14 protein-coding genes are annotated in these 21,505 nt (G+C 73.6%); 10 read left to right on the top strand and 4 right to left on the bottom strand.

Going from position 1 to position 21,505, the window contains the following annotated elements; all coding sequences use genetic code 11:
* Window positions 1-89 precede the first annotated feature (89 nt).
* Together ACZ4O3_RS22410 and ACZ4O3_RS22405 are read right to left on the bottom strand one after the other, a co-directional pair.
* Window positions 90-368: a hypothetical protein gene (locus ACZ4O3_RS22410; protein WP_384989047.1), complete on the bottom strand. Its 279-nt coding sequence runs from the start codon at window positions 366-368 to the stop codon at window positions 90-92.
* Between the two features lie 68 nt (window positions 369-436).
* Window positions 437-2,893 carry a SpoIIE family protein phosphatase gene (locus ACZ4O3_RS22405; RefSeq protein WP_467723827.1) on the bottom strand — a complete coding sequence of 819 codons (2,457 nt, stop codon included), beginning with the start codon at window positions 2,891-2,893 and terminating at the stop codon, window positions 437-439.
* Window positions 2,894-3,090: 197 nt separating this feature from the next.
* Between ACZ4O3_RS22405 and lanKC the strand changes: the two genes are divergently transcribed.
* From lanKC to ACZ4O3_RS22385, 4 genes are all read left to right on the top strand, one after another.
* Window positions 3,091-5,670, top strand: coding sequence for a class III lanthionine synthetase LanKC (gene lanKC / locus ACZ4O3_RS22400; RefSeq protein WP_467723826.1), 2,580 nt, complete (start codon window positions 3,091-3,093; stop codon window positions 5,668-5,670).
* Window positions 5,671-5,740: 70 nt separating this feature from the next.
* Entirely contained in the window at window positions 5,741-5,857 is a 117-nt protein-coding gene (locus tag ACZ4O3_RS22395) for a SapB/AmfS family lanthipeptide (RefSeq protein WP_351696969.1), read from the top strand.
* Window positions 5,858-5,956: 99 nt separating this feature from the next.
* Window positions 5,957-7,678 carry an ATP-binding cassette domain-containing protein gene (locus ACZ4O3_RS22390; protein WP_467723824.1) on the top strand — a complete coding sequence of 574 codons (1,722 nt, stop codon included), beginning with the start codon at window positions 5,957-5,959 and terminating at the stop codon, window positions 7,676-7,678.
* A complete protein-coding gene (locus ACZ4O3_RS22385; RefSeq protein WP_467723822.1) occupies window positions 7,675-9,669 on the top strand; it encodes an ATP-binding cassette domain-containing protein in 1,995 nt (664 codons plus the stop codon). The genes ACZ4O3_RS22390 and ACZ4O3_RS22385 overlap by 4 nt, the downstream gene beginning before the upstream one ends.
* 7 nt (window positions 9,670-9,676) lie before the next feature.
* Here the strand turns inward: ACZ4O3_RS22385 and ACZ4O3_RS22380 are convergent, their stop codons facing one another.
* Entirely contained in the window at window positions 9,677-10,285 is a 609-nt protein-coding gene (locus tag ACZ4O3_RS22380) for a LuxR C-terminal-related transcriptional regulator (RefSeq protein WP_467723821.1), read from the bottom strand.
* 316 nt (window positions 10,286-10,601) lie between these two features.
* Here ACZ4O3_RS22380 and ACZ4O3_RS22375 point away from each other — a divergent pair, with 316 nt between their 5' ends.
* Window positions 10,602-12,761, top strand: a complete 2,160-nt coding sequence (locus ACZ4O3_RS22375) for a SpoIIE family protein phosphatase (protein ID WP_467724054.1) — start codon at window positions 10,602-10,604, stop codon at window positions 12,759-12,761.
* Between the two features lie 90 nt (window positions 12,762-12,851).
* Here ACZ4O3_RS22375 and ACZ4O3_RS22370 read toward each other — a convergent pair whose 3' ends face one another.
* On the bottom strand, window positions 12,852-14,210 hold the full coding sequence (locus tag ACZ4O3_RS22370; protein WP_467723819.1) for a S1 family peptidase: 1,359 nt from the start codon (window positions 14,208-14,210) through the stop codon (window positions 12,852-12,854).
* Window positions 14,211-14,417: 207 nt separating this feature from the next.
* Between ACZ4O3_RS22370 and ACZ4O3_RS22365 the strand changes: the two genes are divergently transcribed.
* The 5 genes from ACZ4O3_RS22365 to ACZ4O3_RS22345 all read left to right on the top strand — a co-directional run bounded on the left by ACZ4O3_RS22365 (window position 14,418) and on the right by ACZ4O3_RS22345 (window position 21,502).
* On the top strand, window positions 14,418-14,831 hold the full coding sequence (locus ACZ4O3_RS22365) for a PaaI family thioesterase (protein WP_362715889.1): 414 nt from the start codon (window positions 14,418-14,420) through the stop codon (window positions 14,829-14,831).
* A gap of 483 nt (window positions 14,832-15,314) precedes the next feature.
* Window positions 15,315-15,530 (top strand): type A2 lantipeptide, encoded by a 216-nt coding sequence (locus ACZ4O3_RS22360; RefSeq protein WP_362715887.1) that lies wholly within the window; start codon window positions 15,315-15,317, stop codon window positions 15,528-15,530.
* Between the two features lie 119 nt (window positions 15,531-15,649).
* The gene (locus tag ACZ4O3_RS22355) at window positions 15,650-16,456 is read left to right on the top strand and encodes an HlyD family efflux transporter periplasmic adaptor subunit (RefSeq protein ID WP_362715884.1); all 807 of its coding nucleotides are present in this window, start codon (window positions 15,650-15,652) and stop codon (window positions 16,454-16,456) included.
* A gap of 62 nt (window positions 16,457-16,518) precedes the next feature.
* Window positions 16,519-18,684, top strand: a complete 2,166-nt coding sequence (locus tag ACZ4O3_RS22350) for an NHLP family bacteriocin export ABC transporter peptidase/permease/ATPase subunit (RefSeq protein ID WP_467724052.1) — start codon at window positions 16,519-16,521, stop codon at window positions 18,682-18,684.
* 1 nt (window position 18,685) lies between these two features.
* Complete coding sequence (locus ACZ4O3_RS22345; protein WP_467723817.1) at window positions 18,686-21,502, top strand: NHLP bacteriocin export ABC transporter permease/ATPase subunit; 2,817 nt, start codon at window positions 18,686-18,688, stop codon at window positions 21,500-21,502.
* The last annotated feature ends 3 nt before the right edge of the window (window positions 21,503-21,505 follow it).

Below are 21,505 nucleotides of genomic sequence, written 5' to 3'. Positions count from 1 at the left end.
TCGGTGCGGACGTCATGTGGCCACGAGACGCTCCGAAGTGGCATCTCGTCCGTTTTGTACCATGATTTCGGCGCACGTTCCGGAGCGGCTCAGGCGTCCTCCGGCCAGGCCGCCGCCCGCTCCACCTCCGCCTCGACCTCGGACCGCGGCCGGCCCTCGTCGCGGGCGAACTCGCTCACCGCGGTCAGTTCGTCACGGGCCAGGTCGCGCCAGGCGCGCAGGGCGGTCTCGTAGGTCTCGGACTGGGCGCCGCCGCCCGGATGCTGCAGGGCCGGCGGGCCGTAGGTGTCCCGCAGTTCCAGAACCTTGTCGTGGGCCGCGTCGGCCGCGCGGTGCTTCGCCACGAGTTCGTCGAAGGTGTGTGCCACATCAAGGACATTAGGGATGGTCGTCGCGCCCCGCCTCCCGAGACGGCCCGGTACCCGCCCAGGTGCCCTCAGTCCCCCGGCCGGTCCGGCGGGACGAGATCCGCCCACACCAGTTTGCCGCCGCTGACCGGCACGGTTCCCCAGGCCTCCGACACGGCCTCCACCAGCAGGATGCCGCGTCCGCCGGTGGCCTCCCAGCCGATGCTCGCGGGCTTGACCGGGCTGCGCGGCGAGGCGTCGGCGACGGCGATCCGCAGCCGGTGGTCGACCAGGGTCAGATCGAGCCGGACCGGGCCGTCGGTGTGGATCAGGGCGTTGGTGACGAGTTCGGAGACGACCAACAGGCACGTGTCCATGGCGTCGTCGGTGACGCCCCAGGAGCGCAGGGTGCGGCGGCTGAAGCGGCGGGCGTGCCGGGCCGCCTCCGGGACCCGCCACACCGTCCAGCTCTCCCGCAGCGGGCGCACGGCCATGCCGTCGTAACGCATCAGCAGCAGGGCGACGTCGTCGGTGCGGTTGGCGTTGCCGAGCAGGGCGTCCGCCACCACGCCGAGGTGGGAGGGGTCCGAGGCGCCGAGGTCGTGGGCGAAGCGCCGCATGCCGTCGTCGATGTCCGCGTCGGGGGACTCGACCAGGCCGTCGGTGGTGAGCGCCAGCAGGGTGCCGGGGCGCAGGCTGAGCTGGGTCATGGGGAAGTCGGCCCGGTCGAGCACGCCGAGCGGCGGACCTCCCTCGGTCCGGCAGACCTCGGTGGTGCCGTCCGGGTGACGCAGCACCGGCGGCAGATGTCCGGCACGCACGCACCAGGCGATGCCCGCCTCCATGTCGACGTCGACGTAGCAGCAGGTGGCGAAGAGGTCGCTCTCCATGTCCATGAGGAGCCGGTTGGCGTGCGAGACGACCACGTCGGGGGTGTGCCCCTCGGTCGCGTAGGCGCGCAGCGCGGTGCGCATCTGCCCCATCAGGGTGGCGGCCGCGGCGCTGTGGCCCTGGACGTCTCCGATGACGAGGGCGACATGGTTGTCGATCAGCGGAATCACGTCGTACCAGTCGCCGCCCACCTCCAGCCCCTGGGTGGTGGGCAGATAGCGGGCGACGGCGACCGCGCCGGGCAGCCGGGGCAGCCGGCGGGGCAGCAGGGCGCGCTGGAGCATACCGACGAGCTCGTGTTCGGCGTCGAAGGCGTGCGCGCGCATCAGCGCCTCGCCGGCGAGGCCGGCGGAGGCGGTGAGCAGGGCACGTTCGTCGGGACCGAAGTCGTGCGGACTGTCCCAGCCGATCAGGCAGGCGCCGGCCATCCGGCCGCCCGCGGGCAGCGGGAGGACGGCGAGTCCGCCGGGGCCGACCTCGGCGAGAGCCGGTTCCAGGGTGGTCGGGGCGGGCCAGATCCGGGGGCGGCCCTCCCGCAGGACGGCGGCAAGGGTGGGCATGGCGCGCACCGGCGCGTCGGGCCACTCGGTGCGCCACTCGCTGCGCCACAGCTCGGGCCAGGACTCCGCTTCGGGCGGGTCCAGGACGGTGACGACGAGGCGGTCGTTCTCCAGTTCGGCCAGGGCTATGCGGTCGGCCTTGAGGGGGCCGCGCAGGGCGGTGACGACGGCCTGACCGACGTCCTTGACCGTGCCGGCGGTGGCCAGCGCGGCGGCGAGCCGCTGCACCCGGGCCACGTCGGTGACCTCGGAGCGCAGCGTGGAGGCGTCGGCGACGGTGCCGGCCAGCCGGGCCGGACGCCCCTCGGCCGACGGCACCATGCGGCCGCGCAACCGCAGCCACTTGGGCGAGCCGGAGGGTTCGAGGATCCGGAACTCCAGCTCGCGGTCGCCGATGGACATGTGGTCGGCCTCGACGACGGACATCAGGGCGGGCACGTCCTCGGGCACGGTACGGCCCAGCAGTGTCTCGACCTTGCCGTCGAAGTCGTCCCGGCTCATGCCGAAGAGGCCGAGGATGGCGTCGCCGACCTCGATCCGGCCGGTGTCCATGGCGAGGCTGAACGCGTCGGCGGGCAGTTCGCCGGTGTCGGAGACGACGGGGACCGTGGCGGGCAGGGCGATCGCGGCGGCGACCAGTTCCAGGCAGGCGCGGTCCTCGAGGTCGAACCCGCCGTCGCGTTCGCCGACCACGACCAGGAGTCCGGCGCGGCCGGGCACCGGCAGGACCCCCAGCGAGAACTCCTGGGACGGGGTGCGCCGCGCGTCCGGGCAGTCGGCCAGTTCCTCGGGCCCGAGCCAGCGGGTGCGTCCGGTGCCGTGGGCCTCGGCGGCCGGGGACTGCCCCACCGCCGGGTAGGCGTCGCGCAGTCCGAAGAAGGTGCGGGGCAGTCCGGCGGACTCGGCGAGCCGCAGCACGGAGCCGTCGTCGCCCGGTGTGTACACCCCGGCGAACGCGGCGCCGGCGAGCACCAGCGCCAGTTCGAGGACGCGCCGGAGCCGGTCGGGTGCGCCGGGATCGCCCGTGAGCGTTTCGAGGGCGATTTCGGCGCGCTCCGTTCCGATTCCGCGAACCGCAGCGCCCTCACTGACCACGCCGCCATTACAGCGCTTATGGGGCGTCCGCGCAGCCCCTGTGACCGTTCCGTGGAGGCCGGGAGCCGGTTGCGCTCGAAAGGCACCGAACATGACTTGACCCGTGCGTTCCGCACGGCGACCTCGTGACAGACATGACTGTCCGCGACCGTGCGCCGCCTGCGAGTGTCGGGGCCGGGCCACGGAGGAGGCGGCGGATGGACAGGCGGTACGAGGTGTACGCGCTCGCCGACGGGCATTTCTACGAAACACCCGACCGGCTCGCAACCGGCGGGCCGCAGACGGAACCGCTGTTCACGACGGCGCGCCGCACGGTGCCGGAAGGCTGGCACGCGGCGCGTTCCGGGGACTGGCTGACCATGACGCCGGTGGGCCCTGACGGTGCGCCGCTGCCGTCGCCGGCCCAGGGCTGGAAGATCCACTCCTCGGCCACCCGGACGAACGCGGAGCGGATCGCCGCGATCGTGTGGGACTACTGCGTGCCGCGCCGCATCCCGTTCAAGTTCGTTCCCGGACCGCATCTGCTGCATCTGCGCAACGCCAAGTACGCGGGCCGCGACACCAGCGGCAAGTTCGTGACGGTCTACCCGGCCGACGAGGACCGGCTGGAGGAGGTGCTGCGCGAACTGGGCGCGCTCCTGGAGGGTTTCGAAGGGCCCTACATCCTGACCGACCTGCGCTGGCACGAGGGGCCGCTGTACGTCCGCTACGGCGCGTTCGCCCGCACGTACGTCGTCGACGAGCGCGGCGCGCTGGTGACGGCGGTGCGGGACGGCGGGGGCAGGCTGGTGCCGGACCGGCGGGCGCCCTCCTTCCAGGTGCCTGGGTGGGTGACGCTGCCAAAGTTCCTGCGCCCGCAGCTGGCGGCCCGGGACGCCACCACCGTGGGGGAGCTGCCCTACCGGATCGAGAAGGCGCTGCACTTCTCCAACGGCGGCGGGGTCTACACCGGGACCGACACCCGCAGCGGGCGGCGGGTGGTGCTCAAGGAGGGGCGGCCGCACGCGGGGCTCGCGGCCGACGGCGCCGACGCGGTGGCCCGGCTGGGCAGGGAGAAGGCCGCCCTGGAGGCGGCGGCCGGCACCGGGGTGGTGCCCGAGGTGCGGGACTGGTTCACGCTCGGCGGCCACCGGTTCCTGGTGATGGAGTTCCTGGAGGGCCGCCCGCTCAACGCCTTCTTCGCCGAACGGCATCCGCTGCTCACCCCGGACCCCGACCCGGAGGCGGTGCGCGCCTACACGCGGTGGGCGCTGCGCATCCACCGGAAGGTGACGGCGGCCGTCGAGGCGGTGCACGCGCGCGGGATCGTCTTCAACGACCTGCACGTCTTCAACATCATGGTGGGGCCCGACGAGGAATCGGTGTTCCTCATCGACTTCGAGGCCGCCGCGCCCGTCGCGGAGAACGGCCGTCAGACCGTGGCCCACCCGGGCTTCTTCGCCCCGCCGGACCGGAGGGGGGCCGAGGTCGACCGGTACGCACTCGCCTGTCTGCGGATCGCCCTGTTCCTGCCGGTCACCACCCTGTTCGTCGTCGACCGGGGCAAGGCGGCCCATCTCGCGGACGTGATCGCCGGACAGTTCCCGGACGTGCCGCGGGCCTTCCTTGACGAGGCGGTCGCCGAGATCACCCGGGGCGCCCCGGCCGCGCGGCCCGTCGTACCGGCGGACTGGCCGCACAGCAGGGACTCGATGGTCAAGGCGATCCTCGCGGCCGCCACCCCCGAGCGCGACGACCGGCTCTTCCCCGGTGACATCGCCCAGTTCGGCGACGGCGGCGGACTCGGCCTCGCGCACGGCGCGGCCGGCGTGCTGTACGCCCTGGACCGGGCCGGCGCCGAACGCTACGACGAGGGCGAGCGCTGGCTGCTCGACCACACGGCAGCGCCGCCGCCCGGCACCCCGCTCGGCCTGTACGACGGTCTCGCGGGCGTCGCCCACGTCCTGGACGGGCTCGGCCACCAACAGCGCGCCCTGGACCTCGTGGCCGGGATCCTCCGGGAGAACTGGCGCAACCTCTCCTCCGACCTGCACGGTGGCCTGGCCGGTCTCGGCCTGGTGCTCGACGCGCTCGCCGACTCGGCCGACGAGCCGGAACTGCGCGAGCGGGCCGCGGAGGCCGCCGAGATCCTCCTGCGACGGCTCGCCGAACCGCTCCCGGAGTCGCCCGGGCGGCGCGCCGGGCTGCTGCGCGGCGCGACCGGGCCCGCGCTGTTCCTGCTGCGGCGGTACGAACGGACCGGCGAGCCGGGCCTGTTGGCGGCGGCCGGCGAGGCGCTGCGCCGGGACCTGGACCGCTGCGTGGTGCACAAGGGCGGCGGTCTCGAGGTCGACGAGGGCTGGCGCACGCTCCCCTACCTCGGCGACGGCAGCGCGGGGATCGGGCTGGTCCTCGACGACTGGCTCGCCCACGGTACCGACCCGACCGGGGTCTTCGAGCGGGCCCGCGCTGCCGTGCGGACCGCCGCCACCGCACGCTTCTACGCCCAGCCGGGCCTCTTCCAGGGCCGCGCCGGGATGATCCTGTACCTCGCCCGCACCGGTGCCGACCCGGCGCGGCTCGCCGCCCAGGTCGACGGGCTCGGCTGGTTCGCGATGGCCTACCAGGGCCAACTCGCCTTCCCCGGGCACCAGATGATGCGGCTCTCCATGGACCTCGGTACCGGAACCGCCGGGTGCCTGCTGGCGCTGACCGCCGCCCTCGACGGCGACCGCGCCGCCCACCTGCCGTTCCTCCCGCCGCCACCGGCGGCCCCCGCACGCGGCTGCGCACACTGACGCAGCCGTGGCACAACCCCGTCCCCGACAACACCGCGAGGGACCGCTCGGTCCCCGGAAAGGACACCCGATGGCCCTTCTCGACCTGCAGACCCTGGAGTCCGAAGAGCGTCACGACGGCGGCGGCGCCAGCACCGTGAGCCTCCTGTCGTGCGTGTCGGCGGCGAGCGTCCTGCTCTGTCTCTGACCAGCACCACGAACCGGCTCCGGGCGGCCCTCTCCCGCGGGAGGGGGCCCGTCCGGGGCCTTCGTCCGAAGCCGTCACCCGAGGCGAGGCACCCGGCCTATGACAGCAGACGTCCAGGACGTTCCGTCCCCGCGAGACCTTTCCCGCGCCGCCCTGCGCCGGACCGGGGGGCCCGGTGCCGTCCTGTGCCTGGTGGGTACGGCCGGCACGGCGGCGGAGCTGCTGCTGCCCGCCGTACTGGGCCGGACCCTGGACCTGCTGCTGGCGGGTGACGCGGCGGCCGCCTGGATCGGCCGGTCCGCCGCCCTGGTGCTGCTGCTCGCCCTGCTGGACGCCGCCGCGAGCGTGCTCGCCGGAACCGTCGACGCACGGGCCACGGCCGGGCTGCGCCACGAGGTGACCGCGCATGTACTGGCCCTCGGGCCGCGCGCGCTGACCCGGTTCGGCGCCGGGGACCTGGTCGCCCGGCTGGTCGGGAACGCCGCACAGGCCGGCACCGGTCCCGCCGCACTCGCCGCGCTGCTGGCCGCGTTCGCCGGTCCGGTCGGGGGCGTGGTCGCGCTCGGCGTCGTCGACCCCTGGCTGGCGGCCGTCTTCCTGGCCGGGGCACCCGTACTCGCCCTGCTGCTGCGGGCGTTCACCCGGGACACCTCCGCGTGCGTGGCCGACTACCAGCGGGAGCAGGGCCGGATCGCGAGCGCGCTGGCGGAGGCGGTCGACGGCCGCCGGACCATCGCGGCGGCCGGCCTCCAGGACCGGGAGACGGCCCGGGTCCTGCGCCCGCTGCCCGGACTCGGGCGGGCCGGGCAGCGGATGTGGCGGGTGCAGGGCCGGGCCGCCGCACAGGCGGTCACCGTGGGCCCGCTGCTCCAGCTCGCCGTCGTCGCGGCGGCGGCCTCGCTGCTCCTGCGGCACCGGATCTCCGTCGGCGAGGTCCTCGCCGCGTCCCGCTACGCGGTCCTGGCGACCGGTGTCGGCGTCCTGGTCGGCCGGCTCGCCGCGCTCGGCCGGGCCCGCGCGTCCGCCCGGCGCCTCGCCGAGGTGACCGCGTGCCCCGCGCCCCCGCACGGCACCCGCCCGCTGCCACCGGGCCCCGGCCGCCTCGATCTGCGCGGGGTCGCGGCCCACCGGGGCGGCCGTCCCGTCCTCGACGGCGTCGACCTGACCGTTCCCGGGGGGAGCGTCCTCGCCGTCGTCGGCCGCTCGGGCACCGGCAAGTCGCTGCTGGCCGGGCTCGCGGGCCGCCTCACCGACCCGGACGCCGGAGAGGTCCTCCTCGACGGCGTTCCGCTGCCCGCACTCGCCCACGCCGAGCTGCGCCGGGCCGTCACCTACGCGTTCGCCCGCCCGGCCCTCCTCGGCACGACCGTGGGGGACACCATCGCCCTCGGCCTCACCGCCCCCTCCCCCGCCGAGGTCGCCTCCGCCGTCCGCCGGGCCCGGGCCGACGTCTATCTCCGCCGGCTGCCCGACGGCTGCGCGACCCGGCTCTCCGACGCCCCCCTCTCCGGCGGCGAGGCCCAGCGCCTGGGTCTGGCCCGGGCCTTCGCCCATCCCGGGCGGCTGCTGATCCTCGACGACGCCCTCTCCAGCCTGGACACGGTCACCGAACACCACATCACCGAGTCCCTGCTGGCCCCGGGCCACGGACCGACCCGGCTGATCGTGGCCCACCGGGCGGCGACGGCGGCCCGCGCGGACTCGGTGGCCTGGCTGGACGGTGGGCGGGTGCGGGCGGTGGGGAGACACGCGGAACTGTGGCGGGACCCCGAGTACCGGGCCGTGTTCGCGGCGCCCGTGACCGAGGGGGTGGCGCGGTGACCGGCCGGCTGCTCCAGGTGCGGCGGCCGGTCCTGGCGCGCCTCGTGTTCTGGTCGGTCCTGGAAGCCGGGCAGACCTTTCTCCTCGGGTACGCCCTGGCCCGCGCGCTGGATGCCGGGTTCCTGGCCGGGGACGCCCGGACCGGGCTGCGGTGGCTCGTGGCGGCCACGCTCGGTGTGGGGGTCGGGGCGCTCGGGACGCGCCGGGTGTACGGGGTGGTCGCCGACCTGGTGGAACCGGTGCGGGACCGGCTGGTGGCCGGGGTGGTGGCGCGCGGGGTGCGGGAGGGGGACCGCGGGGCGCTGTCGGGGCTGACCCAGCAGGTGGAGCTCGCCCGGGACACCCTCGCGGGGCTGGTGATGGTGTCCCGTTCGTTCGTGTTCACGGTCGTCGGCGCCCTCGCCGGGCTGTGTGCCCTCGCGCCGCCGCTGCTGCTGGTCGTCATCCCCCCGCTCGTCGCGGGCCTGGGCCTGTTCGCGGCGACGCTGCGCCCGCTGGCCCGGCGGCAGGAAGCCTTCCTGGTCGCCGACGAGGCCCTCGCGGGTGAGCTCGGCGAGGTGTGTCCGGGGCTGCGGGACGTCACGGCGGCGGGCGCCGAGGAGTACGTGGCCGGGCGCGTCGCGGAGCTGGTCGACGGCGAGTTCCGGGCCGCCCGGGCGCTGGCCCGGTGGAGCGTCGTCCGGGTGGCGGCCCTGGCGGTCGGCGGCCGGCTGCCGCTGGTGCTGCTGCTCGCCACCGCCCCCTGGCTGCTCACCCACGGTGTGACAGCGGGTGCCCTGGTCGGCGCGCTCGCCTATGTCACCCAGTCGCTGCTGCCCGCCCTGCAGAACCTCGTGCACGGCCTGGGCACCGGCGGAGCCCGCCTCACAGTGGTCCTGCGCAGACTCCGCCCGCCCACGGACTGCGAAGCCACCGGCCCCGAGAACTCCGGCCCACTCCGCCGACCCGCCGGTCCCACGAACTCCCGCACGCCCTCCGAGGTCCCCGACACCCGGAAGGCCGATGCACCGAACCCACCCGCCGGCACACCCCGCGACACCTCGAACACCGGCACACCCACCGAAACCCCCGGCACCCCGGAAGCCGATGCACCCGCCCCGTCCGCCGGTGCCCCCCGCGACACCGGCGCACCCGCCGGGACCCCCGACGGCCCGGAGCCCGGTGCGGCCGGCGGGGTCCGGCGCGGACCCGTGAGCGGTGCAGCAGCCGCTGTTTCCGGCGGACCCCGCCGGGACGTGCGCGGCCCCGTCCGCACGTCCCCGTCCGCCGGTCCCCCGGCACTGCGCTTCGAGGCGGTCACCTTCGCCTACGGTCCGGCGAGCACCCCCGTCCTCGACGGGCTCGACCTGTGCGTCGCGCGTGGCGGTCACCTCGCCGTGGTGGGGCCGAGCGGGATCGGCAAGTCGACGCTGACCTCGGTGGCCGCCGGCCTGCTGACCCCGTCCCGCGGCGAGATCCGGCTGTACGGCCACCCCGTGCCCGGGGTCCGGGCGGCAGCACTGCGGTCGCTGATCCCGCAGGAGGCCTACGTCCACACGGGCACGCTCGCCGAGAACCTCGGGCTGCTGCGCCCTGATCCCGTCCCCGAGCCGGAGCTGCTGACCGCCGCCGAGGCGGTCGGGCTCACCCCGCTCCTGGAGCGGTGCGGCGGCCCGGACTCCCCGGTGCGCCCGGCGGACCTGTCCGCGGGCGAGCGGCAGCTGATCGCGCTCACCCGTGCCTACCTGTCCCCCGCGCCGCTCGCCCTTCTCGACGAGGCCACCTGTCATCTGGACCCGGCGGCCGAGGCCCGTGCGGAGCGGGCCTTCGCCGCCCGGCCCGGCTCCGCCCTGGTGGTGGTCGCGCACCGGATCTCCTCCGCCGCGCGAGCCGAGCGGGTCCTCGTGATGGACGGCCCGCGCACCGCGTACGGCACCCACCAGGAGCTGCTGCGCACCTGTGCCCTCTACCAGGACCTGGTGGCGCCGGCACGGCCGCCGGCTCCCCGCTGAGCAGGGCTCAGAGCCACCCCTCGCCCTGGGAGATCCGGATCGCGTCGACGCGGTTGCGGGCGCCGGTCTTGCGGGTGATCGCCGCCATGTAGTTGCGGACCGTCCCGTGGGACAGGTGCAGGCTCCCCGCTATCTCCGCGATGGACGCCCCGCCCGCCGCCAGCTCCAGCACGCTCAGCTCCCGTCGGGTGAGCGGGATCTCGGCGGCCCTGAGGAAACCGAAGCCCAGCGAGTCGTCGATGAAACGTTCCCCCTCGGCGGCACGCCGGATCGCGCGCACCAGGCGTTCGGGCGCGCCCTCCTTGTCGACGTAACCCAGCGCCCCCGCTTCGACGGCCCGTTTCAGCAATCCGGGTCTGTTCGCACCGGCAAGCACGACCAGCCGCGGCAGTGTCGCGCCGGTACCCGCCGGACGCAGGTCGGCCAGCGGGGGCACCCCGTTGGTGCCGGAGCTTTCGAGGTCCGCCGCGCACACGTCGGGGCGGACCGCCCGGACCCGCCCCCGCGCGCTGTGCCACGGCGTGTCGTCCACGCGGAGCCCCGGTTCCCGGCGTAACCACTCCGCCAGGACCGACCTCACCAGACACGCGTCGTGCACCAGAAGTACCCGGATCACCGCCGCCCCCCTCAGCCGAACCTCGGCTCTTCGGTTCATGGTGTTGAACGCGTGCCCCATTCTTGGCGTCCACGACGGCTCGTGGGCGCGAAGTTCCGGCCATCCAGGCGCGCGGGGGCGCACGCCCGGCGCCCGGGTGCCGCCGCACGCTTCGGCTGCGGGGGAATGTGCCGGGGCGAACGGGGTAGGCCGAGGCGGCCCGCGACGGTGGGCCGGTGCCGCTCTCGCCGTGCGCCCGCCGCCGCCACGAGGGAGTCTTGACCCCGAGGACGCGACGCGCGGCCGGACGAGGAGGTGGTCGGGCGTGTCCGACAGAATGGGGGCCCCTCCCGCGCCGTCGACGCCCGGCCCGGAGGAGAGAGCGGCCGACGCGACCCGGTCCGGCCGGCCGCCGCTGCTGTCGTTCGCGTTGGCCTCGTTGCTGGAGGAGGTCCGGGCGCACTCCGGTGCGATCTATCTCCTCGCCGCCGATGAACCGGTCCTGGAGATGGCGGTGACGGCGGGTCTGCCCCGGGCCTTCGTGGCGCCCTGGGAGCGGGTCGGGCTGAGCACGCCGATCCCGGTGGCGGAGGCGGTGCGCGAGCGGCGCCTGGTGTGGGTGGGCGGCGAGGAGGACATGGCGCGCCGGTATCCGCGGATCGCGGTGGTGCTGCCCTATCCGTTCGCGCTGGCCGCGGTGCCCGTGGCGACGGCCGACACCGTGTACGGGGCGTTGTACGTGACCTGGCCGGGTTCGCATCCGACGGTGCTCTCCGACCGGGAACGGGCCGAACTGACCACGGCGGCCGACCGGCTGGCCAAGCGGCTGGCACGGATCTCCCGCCGACAGCGTCCGCTGCGGGCCGAGCCGGATCTGCTGGCGGCACCGCCGTCCGGGGTGGCCGGCACGCTGGGCACGGTGGAGGCGACCCGGATGGTGGCGCGGCTGCCGTACGGACTGGCCTCGCTCGATCTGCACGGGCGGGTCGCCTTCGCCAACGCGGCGGCGGCCGAGCTGCTCGGCGTCCAGGTCGGCGATCTCCTCGGCACCCAGCCGTGGGTGTCGGTGCCCTGGCTGAACGACCCGATGTACGAGGACCGTTACCGGGCGGCGCTGATCAGCCAGCACGTGACGTCGTTCGTGGCGTTGAAGCCGCCGGGCGACTGGCTGTCGTTCCGGATGTATCCGAGCACCACCGGGCTGACCACCCGGATCAGCCGGGCCCGGGCGGTCGCCGAGATGGTGGGCGCGCTGCCGCGCGCCGACGTGTCGCCCGGTTCCCGGCTCGTGACCATCTCCCAGGTGCTGAGCCTGGCCGGGGCGCTGACGGAGGCCGTGGGCGTCCAGGACGTGGTGCAGCTGGTGGCCGACGAGGTGGCCCCGGCCGTCGGCAGCCAGGCGCTGGTGATCCTCGGGTCCCGGGGCGGACGGCTGCACGTCCTCGGGCAGCGCGGGTACGACGACCCGCGGACCGTGGAGCGCTTCGACGGCCTGCCGCTGGCCGAACGGACGCCCGGCACCCATGTCCTGAACACCGGTGTGCCCGCCTTCTTCGAGTCGAAGGAGCAGTTGGAGCGGTTGTATCCGGGGCGGTACGAGACCCTGGACGGGTTCGCCGCCTGGGCGTATCTGCCGCTGATCGCGTCGGGCCGGCCGGTGGGCACCTGTGTCCTCGCCTACGCCGAGCCGCATGTCTTCCCGGCGGACGAGCGCGCCGTGCTGACCAGTCTCGGCGGGCTCATCGCGCAGGCGCTGGAGCGGGCGCTGCTCTACGACGCGAAGAACCAGCTGGCGCACGGGCTGCAGGCGGCTCTGCTGCCGCACTCGCTGGCTCCGCCGGCCGGTATCGAGGCTGCCGCGCGCTATCTGCCGGCCATGCACGGCATGGAGATCGGCGGCGACTTCTACGACCTGGTGCCGACCCGGCCGCTGGCGGCGGCGGTGATCGGGGACGTGCAGGGGCACAACGTGACGGCGGCCGGGCTGATGGGCCAGATCCGTACCGGTGTCCGGGCCTTCACGACCGTCGGCCAGGCACCGGAGGACGTGATGCGGAGCACCAACCGGCTGCTCATCGACTTCGGGGCTGATCTGTTCGCGAGCTGTCTGTATCTGCGGCTGGACCCGGAACGGGGTCGGGCGGTGATGGCCCGGGCCGGGCATCCGCCGCCGCTGCTGAGACGCCCGGACGGGCGGGTACGGGTGCTCGACCTGGCCGGCGGCCCGCTGCTCGGCATCGACGCGGAGGCGACGTACCCGACCACCGAGGTGTCGCTGGCGCCGGGCTCGGTGCTCGCCCTCTACACCGACGGGCTGGTCGAGTCGCCCGGGGTGGACATCGAGGACGCGCTGGTCGATCTGGGTGAGCTGCTCGCGGAGAACGGCGACCAGCCGCTGGACAGGCTCGCCGACACGCTCGTGCGACACAGTGCGGCGGCGCAGGAGCGTGTCGACGATGTCGCGGTGCTCTTGCTCAGAGCATGTCCCGACGGCTGACGTGTCCGGGGTGCGCCGCGGTCCGGCCCTCCCGCCGGAGGGCCGGACCGTCCGCCACCGGCCGAGGACGGTGCCAGGGCAGGCGGCGGGTCAGTGGGAGGACGAACCGTCGTCGGCCGACGAGCCGACGCCGGTGCCGGACTGGTCCCCGGTGCCGGTCCCGTCGCCGGCCGTCGCGGACGGGTCGGCGGCGCCGCCGATCTGGTCGCCGCCGGCCTGGTCGCCGGCCCCGGTCCCGTCGCCGGCCGTGGCGGACGGGTCGGCCGTGGCACCGGCGTCACCGGCGCCCGCGCCCGCGTCGCCGAGGGTCGCGCCGGTCGCCTGGAGGGCGGTGGTCACCGGCTGGAAGAAGGTCTCGCCGCCGGAGGTGCAGTCACCGCTGCCGCCGGAGGTCATGCCGACCGCGCCGCCGTCCTGGGTGAACAGCGAGCCGCCGCTGTCGCCGGCCTCGGCGCAGACGTCGGTCTGGATGAGACCGGTGACGGTGTCGACTCCGCCCGGGTCGGTCTCGCTCTGGAAGTTCACGGTGGCGTCGAGGCCGGTGACCTGACCGTCGTGCAGACCGGTGGTGGAGCCCATCCGGAACACGGTCTCGCCGACGGTGGCGTCGACGGCCTGATTGATGGCGACGGTCTGGCCGTTGCCTGTGTTGACCTCGCTCGGCGCGGCAGTGGCCGGGTCGTTGTACTTGACGAGCGAGAAGTCGCCCTCGCCGGGGAAGGTGGCCTGGTCCACGGTGGCGATCGGCGCACCGGTCTCGGAGTCGGACCAGTCCTTGGCCGCGACCCCGCAGTGACCGGCCGTCAGGAAGGCGGGGCTGCCGTCCGAGGCGGTCACGTTGAAGCCGAGGGAGCAGCGGACGGTGCCCTCGGCGACCTGGGAGAAGATCGCGTCGCCGCCGGAGACGAGGGGCTTGAAGGTGCCCGACGACTTCTTGAGGGTCGCCATGTCCGAGCCGAGGCCCTGCACGGTCGACTCCAGGGTGTCCCACTTGGTGCCGGTGACGGTGGAGTCGGCGGTGACCACGACCTTGTTGGTCTTCGGGTCGACGGCCCAGGCGGTGCCCGGGATGGTCGCCTTGGCCTTCAGGGTGCCGGCCACAGCGGCCAGTTCGGAGTTGCTGTTCTGCACCTGGCGGACGACCGCGCCGGCCTTCTCGGCCTGGACGACTACGTTGCTGTCGCCGTTGATGACGTTGACGACGAGTTGCTGCTTGCCGCCGTCGTAGTAGGAACCGGCGAAGGCCTGGCCGAGCACGTTCTGGAGCTGCGCGGCAAGATCCGAGGCGTCGCTCGCCGACTTGAGCGTCCTGGGAGCGGTGGCCGTGGCGCCGGAGGCGTTGTCCTGGGACGCGTTGGCCATCGGCAGCAGGAAGGCCGCGGCTCCGAGCGCCGCGACACCGCCCACCGCGATTGCGGCCTTGCGCTTCGGAATTCGCTTGTGACTCAAACTTCTCGACCTCCAAGGGACGGAGTGCCTGCCGTGTTCGGGCAGTCGTTCATGAGCGGCGCCTGGATGGCCATAGGTACGGGCGGGTCACACGGTGCGTTCAACTCCGGTTCCCGGCTTCCCTTGACCGACGGCGAATCGGCCACGCCGCGCGGGAGTCGGTGCGGTTGCGCGTGCGACGCCGCGGGCCCGGGAACAATCCCCCATATGACGATGACCGCCGCCGAAGCCGACAAGATCCTCTCCGCCGATTTCGCCCCCTGGGTGCTCGATCTCGGGTTGTCCGTCGAGGAGGTGGGCGACGACCGGGCCGTCCTGCGTCTGCCCTGGTCGGACCGGTTGTCCCGGGAGGGCGGGGGCCTGTCGGGCCAGGCGCTGATGGCGGCGGCGGACACCGCCACGGTGATCGCGGTCTCGGCGGCCCGGGGCGGTTTCGTGCCGATGACGACGGTGCAGCAGTCGACGTCGTTCCAGCGCGCGGTGACCGGTTCGGATGTCCTGATCGAGGCGGTGCTCACCAAACTCGGCCGCCGCATGGCCTTCGCCGACATCACGATGCGCGACGAGCGGTCGGGCTCGATCGCGGCCCGGGCGAGCACCGTCTACGCGCTCCTGGGGTGAGAACCCACGCCGCGGGCCGGCACGATCGGCAGTCGATCACTCACGTTCAGTAGTAATCACGTACCCGAGCCCTTGCTTCAGGGAATCTGCACATCCAATACCCAAGCGGGTCACGGGGAGCGGCGGATCTGCACAACCGCGCGCCCCCTGCCGCGCCTTTGGAGCGGAGTGCCGGATTCGCCGCCGGCAGGGCAAGCCGTAGGGCTGGGTCGAAGTCGTGCGGTCTGTGAAGGAGTCGCCGACAAGCCGTGCCCACGCCTGCACGGATAGAGCCCTGCGCGGCTCAAGTGCCCAGGTGAGGCGCGTGATTGATTGGAAGCGCGGACTGCGGCCGTGCTTTGATCCATGGCACCGCAAGGTCGCCTGGGTCTCCCGGAGACGGGCGCCCGGCGCCTGCGGTCGCGGCCATCCGTACCGTCCCCTCAGGGCCGTTGGGGGGCCGCTCTCCCCCTTGTGAATATCCATATGAAGGGAAGTTCCATCATGAACTCCACCCCCCAGGTTGAGACCGTCGAGATCTCCGACGCCGAGCTCGACAACGTCTCCGGCGGTCTGTCCGTGAACGCCCTCGGCACCGTCACCGGCCTGGTGGACGGCGTTGCCCCGGTTTCCGGCCTGCTCAACACCGCGGTCGGCACCGTCGAGGGTGTCACCGGCCTGAACACCCAGCCGGTCACCAACCTGGTCGCCGGTATCTGAGCGCACCACGTTGCCGCTGAGTCCCGGAGCCGTACCGCGGCCCCGGGGCTCTCGGGCGTTTCGGGACCCCCGAGACACCCCTTTCACCAGCATCTCTCCCACAGGTGAGGGAAAGTTCCGTGCAGTTCCGCCAACAGGCCCTCGCCAAGCTCCAGTCACCGGAGGAGCTCGATCTTCCGGTGCGTTTCGCCCGCCCGCAGGGCTGGCTCGCGCTGTCCGTCTCGGTCGTCGTGATGGCCGCCGCCTCGGTGTGGGCGGTGACCGGGTCGGTCTCCTCCACGGTGACCGCCGAGGCCATCCTCACCCACGGACAGGGCAGTTACATCCTGCAGAGCCCGGTCGCCGGGCAGGTCACGGCCGTCCTCGCCCGGCAGGGTGAACGGCTGCCGGCCGGCGCGCCCGTCCTCAAAGTACGCACCGACCAGGGTGACTCGGTGGTGCGCACGGTCGCCGCGGGCCGGATCAGCGCGCTCGCCGCCACCATCGGGCAGATCATCCAGACCGGGGCGGACGTCGCCGCCGTGGAGAAGATCGCGCACGCCTCGGACCCGCTCTACGCGACGGTCTACGTCCCCGCCGAGAACGCCTCGGCCATCCCCGCGAACGCCCCGGTCGACCTGACGGTGTCGTCGGTGTCGACCCAGGAGTACGGCGTGCTGCGCGGCCATGTGAAGTCGGTGGACCGCGCCGCCCAGTCGGCCCAGTCGATCTCCGCGTTCCTCGGCGACACCCAGCTCGGTGAGCAGTTCACCAGGAAGGGCCGCCCGGTGGCGGTCCTGGTCCGGCTGGACCCCTCGCGGAGGACGAAGAGCGGCTACAAGTGGTCCTCGGCGGACGGACCGCCGTTCGCACTCGACTCCATGACCCCGGCCTCGGGCGCGATCCGGCTGGCCGACCAGCACCCCGTCGATTGGCTGCTCCCGTGACCACCGCCCAGGAGACCCAGGAGACCCGCGGCCGCAGACGCGCCGCCCCGCCCAAGCGGCCGGTGCCCAAGGGCCGCGGCCGCACGGTCCGCACCCCGAGCGTGCTCCAGATGGAGGCCGTCGAGTGCGGTGCCGCCTCACTCGCCATGGTCCTCGGCCACTACGGCCGCCATGTCCCGCTGGAGGAGCTGCGGATCGCCTGCGGTGTCTCCCGCGACGGCTCGCGCGCCAGCAACCTGCTGAAGGCGGCGCGCGGTTACGGCCTCACGGCCAAGGGCATGCAGATGGACCTGGCCGCCCTCGCCGACGTGCAGGGGCCGGCCATCCTGTTCTGGGAGTTCAACCACTACGTCGTCTACGACGGCATGGGCCGCCGGTTCGGCCGCCGGGGCATCTACATCAACGACCCCGCCAAGGGGCGCCGTTTCGTGCCCATGGAGGAGTTCGACGGCAGCTTCACCGGGGTCGTACTGATCCTGGAGCCGGGCGACGGCTTCGAGCGGGGCGGCCGCAGGCCCGGTGTCCTCGGCGCGATGCCGGCCCGGCTGCGCGGCACCGCGGGCACCATGCCTGCGGCGGTGCTGGCCAGCCTGCTGCTGGTGGCCGTGGGCGCGGCGGTGCCCGCGCTCAGCCGCCAGTACATCGACATGTTCCTCATCGGCGGCCAGACCTCGCTGCTGGGCGTGCTGTTCGCCGCGATGGGCACCTGTGTGCTGCTCACCCTGGCGCTGACCTGGCTGCAGCAGGCGAACCTGCTGCACGGCCGGATCGTCTCCTCAACCCTGTCCAGCGCCCGCTTCCTGCGCCATCTGCTGCGGCTGCCGGTGACCTTCTTCTCCCAGCGCAGCCCGGCCGACCTGGTCCAGCGCCTGCAGTCCAACGACCAGGTCGCCGAGACCCTGGCCCGCGACCTCGCCGCGGCTGGTGTGGACGCGGTGGTCGTGGTCCTCTACGCGGTGCTCCTGTACACCTACGACGCGCAGCTCACCTTCCTCGGCATCGGCGTGGCCCTGCTGAACATCGTGGCGATGCGGTTCGTCGTACGGCTGCGCGCGACCCGGACGGCCAAGCTGCGCGCGGACAGCGCCCGGCTCACCAACACCTCGTACACCGGGCTCCAGTTGATCGAGACGATGAAGGCGACCGGCGGCGAGGACGGCTACTTCCGCAAGTGGGCCGGGCAGCACGCGAGCACGCTGGAGGAACAGCAGCGGCTCGGGGTGCCGAGCGCCTGGCTCGGGATGGTGGCGCCGACGCTCGCGACCCTCAACAGCGCACTGATCCTGTGGATCGGCGGGATGCGGGCGGTCGAGGGCGGTATCTCGGTCGGCCTCCTGGTCGCCTTCCAGTCCCTGGTCACCCGCTTCACCGCCCCGCTCACCCGCCTCAACGGCGTCGCGGGCCGGATCCAGGACTTCGCGGCCGACGTGGCCCGCCTGAAGGACGTGGAGAACTTCCAGGCCGATCCGGTCTACGCACGCCGCGGCGCCGGCGACTCCACCCGGCGGCTGCACGGCCATGTCGAGCTGGAGAACATCAGCTTCGGCTACAGCCCGCTCGACAAGCCCCTGCTCACCGGCTTCGACCTGACCGTCGGCCCCGGCCGGCAGGTGGCCCTGGTGGGCGGCTCGGGCAGCGGCAAGTCGACGGTCTCCCGGCTGATATCGGGCCTGTACACCCCCTGGGAGGGTGTGATCCGCATCGACGGGCAGCGCCTGGAGGACATCCCGCGCGGCGCCCTCGCGGCCTCCGTCTCCTTCGTCGACCAGGACGTCTTCCTCTTCGAGGGCTCGGTGCGCGACAACGTGGCGCTGTGGGACCCGTCGATCCCGGACGAGGCGGTGGTGGAGGCGCTGCGGGACGCGGCCCTGTACGACGTCGTGGCGCGCCGGCCCGGCGGTATCCACAGCAGGGTCGAGCAGGACGGCCGCAACTTCTCCGGCGGTCAGCGCCAGCGCCTGGAGATCGCGCGGGCGCTGGTGCGCGGACCGAGCATCCTCGTGCTCGACGAGGTGACCAGCGCGCTGGACGCCGAGACCGAGCTGACCGTCATGGACAACCTGCGCCGGCGCGGCTGCGCCTGTGTGGTGATCGCGCACCGGCTGAGCACGGTCCGCGACAGCGACGAGATCGTGGTCCTCCAGCACGGCACGATCGTGGAACGCGGGCGGCACGAGGCGTTGGTGGCACACGGCGGGGCGTACGCCGCGCTGGTCAGGGAGCGATGAGATGACGACCGCAGACGACGGTGACCTCGTTCTCGGGGCGCTCGGCGCGCTGGGCGCCCGGATCGACTGCACCGGCCTCAACCGGCTGGACCTCGAAGGGCCGCAGGTGCTGTGGCTGGTGGTCTCCGGCGCGCTGGACCTGTTCGCGGTGGACGCCGAACAGCAGGGCCAGTGGCACCATCTGGGCCGGCTGGAGGCAGGTGCCCTGCTGCTCGGTCCGGTCGCCGGTCCGCAGCACACCCTGGTGGCCCGCCCGTTGCGCGACTGCGTGGTCCACCGGATCGGCCTGCGCGAGCTCTACCAGCCCGCCTCCACCCAGACCTGGTCCTACGACGAGTACGGCACCCCCCAGTACGTGCCGCCGACCACCAGCCCCCTGGAGTACGCGCTGGCACTCGGCGTCGGCCGCGGCCTGTCCATCCTCTTCCAGGCCCCGATGGCCACCGGTGAACGGGCGGCGGCCCCCACCGACGACGACGTCTTCTGGATGCAGGTGCCGCCGGGCAGTGTGCAGTACGGCTCGCTGTACGGCGCGGAGGCCGCGGCCGACCTGCTGATGGACCCCGCCCTGTGGCAGAGCTTGGTCGACCAGCAGTACCGCCTGCTCACCACCCTGGACCGGTGGATCGAGCAGCTGGAGCACACCCACGAGACCCGCACCGCGGCCGGCATCAAGGCCGGTGAGGCGGTCCGCGCCCAGGCCGACCGGACGCTGCTGGCCTCCATAGGGAAGGGGGCCAAGGGGACGACCGCCGCCGACGCCGACGCGTCCTACGCGGCCTGCAGGCTCGTCGCGGAGGCGGCCGGCATCACCCTGGCCGAGCCCGCGCAGGGTGGGACCGAGAGCGACCGCATCGACCCGGTCGAACGGGTGGCCCTCGCCTCCCGGGTGCGCGTCCGGGCGGTCCGCCTGGACGGCCGCTGGTGGCGGGAGAACGTGGGACCGCTCGTCGGTCACCGTGCCCTGTCCGGTGCTCCGGTCGCGCTGCTGTGGCGGCGCGGCGGATATGTCGCCGTCCATCCGGCGACCGGCCGGGAGACGCCGATCGAGAAGGCGAACGCGGCGGAGTTCGAGCCGCGCGCGGTGATGTTCTACCGCCCGCTGCCCGACAGGGCGCTCACTCCCTTCGGTCTGCTCCGGTTCAGTCTGCGCGGCACCCGCGGGGACCTCGGCAGTCTGCTCCTCGCCGGGCTGGTGACGGTGGCGATCGGCTCCCTGGTGCCGATCGCCACCGGCAAGGTGCTGGGTGAGTACGTGCCGAAGGCGCAGACGAACCTGATCGTGCAGGTCTGTCTGGCGGTGATGATCAGCGCGGTGGTGGCGGCCGCCTTCACACTCCTGGAGAACCTGACCATCCTCCGCCTGGAGGGCCGGATCGAGGCCACCCTGCAGCCGGCCGTCTGGGACCGGCTGCTGCGGCTGCCGACGAAGTTCTTCACCCAGCGTTCGACCGGTGAGCTGGCCAGTGCGGCCATGGGCATCAGCGCGATCCGCCGGCTGCTGGCGGGCGTCGGCCCGGTGGTCGCCCAGTCGGTGACGGTCGGGGCGATGAACCTGGGCCTGCTGTTCTGGTACAGCGTCCCGATGGCGCTGGCGGCCCTTGCCATGCTGGTCGTCATCGCCTCGCTGTTCCTGGGGCTCGGGCTGTGGCAGGTGCGCTGGCAACGGCGGCTGGTGGTGCTCGGCAACAAGCTGAACAACCAGGCCTTCCAGACCCTGCGGGGGCTGCCCAAGCTGCGGGTCGCGGCGGCCGAGAACTACGCGTACGCGGCCTGGGCGGGCGAGTTCGCGCGCAGCCGTGAACTCCAGCAGAAGGTGGGCCGGATCAAGAACCTCACCACCGTGCTGGGTTCGGTGTACCTCCCGGTCTGCACCCTGCTGATGTTCATGCTGCTCGCGGGTCCGGCGAGGGGCGCCATGGACGCGGCGGCCTTCCTCACCTTCAACACGTCGGTGACGATGCTGCTCACCTCGGTCACCCAGCTGACCGGCTCCTTCGTGTCGGCGGTGGCCGCGCTGCCGCTGTTCGAGGAGATCAAGCCGGTCCTGGAGGCCGCGCCGGAGGTGCGGACCGCCAGCACCCGTCCCGGCCCGCTGTCCGGCGGCATCGAGGCCCGCCGGCTGTCCTTCCGGTACTCCGACGACGGTCCGCTCGTCCTCGACGACGTCTCCTTCGAGGTGCGGCCGGGCGAGTTCGTGGCGATCGTCGGGCCCAGCGGCTGCGGCAAGTCGACGCTGCTGCGGCTGCTGATCGGCTTCGACAAGCCGGTCTCCGGGAGCGTGCTGTACGACGGCCAGGACCTGGGCGCGCTCGACCGGTCCGCGGTGCGCCGGCAGTGCGGGGTGGTGCTCCAGCACGCGCAGCCCTTCACCGGCTCGATCCTGGACGTCATCTGCGGGACCGAGCCGTACACCCCCGAGGAGGCGATGGCGGCGGCCGAGATGGCGGGCCTCGCCGAGGACATCAAGCGGATGCCGATGGGGCTGCACACGATCGTCGCCGGGAGCGGCGCGGTCTCGGGCGGCCAGCGGCAGCGGCTGATGATCGCCCAGGCACTGATCCGGCGGCCCCGCATCCTCTTCTTCGACGAGGCCACCAGCGCCTTGGACAACGACACCCAGCGCACGGTCATCGAGTCGACCCGCAAGCTGAACGCCACCCGGATCGTGATCGCCCACCGGCTGTCGACGGTCATGGACGCGGACCGGGTGATCGTGATGGAGGACGGCAAGGTCGCCCAGCAGGGCCCGCCGGACCGGCTGCTCGCCGACACCGGAGGGCGGCTGCACGAGCTGGTGCGGCGGCAGCTGACGTGACCG

Source organism: Streptomyces sp. NPDC026515, from assembly GCF_055567595.1.
Note: the sequence above shows the minus strand (reverse complement) of the source record. Positions and strands in the feature narration are given on the sequence as shown.

Coding starts and splice junctions, on each gene's coding strand:
- lanKC (WP_467723826.1), top strand. CDS start 3,091: ATGGACAGGCGGTACGAGGTGTACGCGCTCGCCGACGGGCATTTCTAC.
- ACZ4O3_RS22395 (WP_351696969.1), top strand. CDS start 5,741: ATGGCCCTTCTCGACCTGCAGACCCTGGAGTCCGAAGAGCGTCACGAC.
- ACZ4O3_RS22390 (WP_467723824.1), top strand. CDS start 5,957: ATGACAGCAGACGTCCAGGACGTTCCGTCCCCGCGAGACCTTTCCCGC.
- ACZ4O3_RS22375 (WP_467724054.1), top strand. CDS start 10,602: ATGGGGGCCCCTCCCGCGCCGTCGACGCCCGGCCCGGAGGAGAGAGCG.
- ACZ4O3_RS22365 (WP_362715889.1), top strand. CDS start 14,418: ATGACGATGACCGCCGCCGAAGCCGACAAGATCCTCTCCGCCGATTTC.
- ACZ4O3_RS22360 (WP_362715887.1), top strand. CDS start 15,315: ATGAACTCCACCCCCCAGGTTGAGACCGTCGAGATCTCCGACGCCGAG.
- ACZ4O3_RS22345 (WP_467723817.1), top strand. CDS start 18,686: ATGACGACCGCAGACGACGGTGACCTCGTTCTCGGGGCGCTCGGCGCG.